The sequence below is a fragment of the Clostridia bacterium genome, from assembly GCA_035561135.1.
Taxonomy (GTDB): Bacteria; Acidobacteriota; Terriglobia; order Terriglobales; family Acidobacteriaceae; genus DATMYA01.
In genome coordinates, this window is record DATMYA010000027.1 from 1 (window position 1) to 1,867 (window position 1,867).

General features: G+C 54.1%; 2 protein-coding genes. Both read left to right on the top strand.

Going from position 1 to position 1,867, the window contains the following annotated elements; all coding sequences use genetic code 11:
* Window positions 1–274: 274 nt before the first annotated feature.
* Window positions 275–883: a hypothetical protein gene (locus VN622_06960; GenBank protein HWR35593.1), complete on the top strand. Its 609-nt coding sequence runs from the start codon at window positions 275–277 to the stop codon at window positions 881–883.
* A 54-nt stretch (window positions 884–937) separates the two neighbouring features.
* Window positions 938–1,288 (top strand): hypothetical protein, encoded by a 351-nt coding sequence (locus tag VN622_06965; GenBank protein ID HWR35594.1) that lies wholly within the window; start codon window positions 938–940, stop codon window positions 1,286–1,288.
* Window positions 1,289–1,867 lie beyond the last annotated feature (579 nt).

The window sequence follows — 1,867 nt, forward strand, 5'->3', positions numbered from 1 at the left end:
CTGGGATGACTCCACTGTTTCGGGAAAAACGTTACCAGCCTCGACGGACTTGGAGTAGTTTCCGACGGTACGCGTATGGCGAAAATGGAACTATCGAGATCGAGTGGACGGAGCCTGATCGAGAGGACAAAAACAGTGGACTCGGCCGGGATCAACAAGTATTCCTTATCCCAGGTTAACGCCGAACTGCACGGCGTGAACCTGGGGCACCCGGCTCAATAATCCACTGAGGTATATTGATCCGCTTGGACTTTGCCAGATTTGGGCAGAATTGGTGACCTCTTGGGTTGATGACGCAGGAGCAAACTACTTCCATTATCAAACCGTATGTATGCTCGACGATGCTCCCGGAGGCGGCAGGGGCGGCGGCCGTCGCAATCATCCGATCGATACGCCATATTCAATACCGGATACTGATGTAGGCGGAATCGGGGCCTCCGGAACTCAACCCGCAAACAACGGACAGACCGGCACAATTCGGGCGCTAACGCTGGGGGAGTGCGCTGATATGGGAGCGAACAGCATGAGCCTTGCCGCACGCTCCAGGATCCAAGGTGATAACTTGCTGGGAAGGATCGGACTCGATGTCTTAGGAAACCAAATCACCCAAGCGCGTGAAATTTGGTTCACCCTGACGCGAAAGGAGACTGGGGGTGCTGAAGCGTACACCGTCATCGGTTCGAATGTGCTGTCAAATAGGGCGCAGAATGAAATCCTAACGCGTGCTTTCACGGATTACAGCAAGGAAGCGTTTGGAGTCGGGCGTAAAATCGGATCACAAGCGGCCAAGGCTGCGGGGACGGTCAAAACTGCCTATGACACACTTATTTACATTTACTCTTTTGGAGAATGTTCTATTCGTCGTCTCGGGTGGGGGGACTAGCCTTGACGAAAAGCCAATAAATGGAAGTTACCACTGACCCAGGGGGGACAGGTTATGTCCACTAGAGATTATTGTGGGTTGGCTTTATTGATTGTTTTTGCGTTCACATTCCCAATTGTTCCGTATCTAATTTTGAGGGCTTATTATTTCATCGTTGACGCAACATTCGCTACGCGCCCCGACCCGCGATGGCGGAAGATTGCTGCCTCTTTTTCTCTTGCCTTGCCGGTGCTTACGTTGCTGATGTTCCTGCAGATTGGATTTGGCAAATTTCAGAAGTGGTGGTTCGAGTCTCCTTATGTTGTTTCTGCTTTGGCCGTATTCTTCTTTCTCGTCGTCCCCGTCGTGTTAGCAAGAGCAATTGTACGTATCTGGCGTCCTCGCGCCACTCACAGACGATGCTAGGCGCAACTGCTGGACCAAAGCCCGCAAACAACGGGCCGGGTGCCCCAGGTTCGCGCCCGTGGTTGGCGTTAACCTGGGATAAGTCCACTGTTTCGGGAAAAACGTTACCAGCCTCGACGGACTTGGAGTAGTTTCCGACAGTACGCGTGTGGCGAGAATGGAGCTATCGAGATCGAGGGGACGGGACCTGATCGAGAGGACAAAAACAGTGGACGCGGCCGGGATTAACAAGTATTCCTTATCCCAGGTTAACGCCGAACTGCACGGCGTGAACCTGGGGCACCCGGCCTGTCGGCTAGCGGTACATCTGGCCAAACGGACCTCTCTGCGACCATCGACACATACACTGACCGGGAGCCCTATCCGCAGAACGTCACCTGGTACTACCATGGCGATCATCTCGGCTCGGCGCGCATGATAACCAACGGATACGGATATCCGGTCTGGCAGGGGACGTACACGCCATTCGGCTACGAGGTGAACGCGCAGTCGGCACCGAACCGCTACAAGTTTGCGGAGATGGAGAAGGACGAGGAGAGCGGTCAGTATCACACATGGTTCCGCCAGTACTCGCCCAAC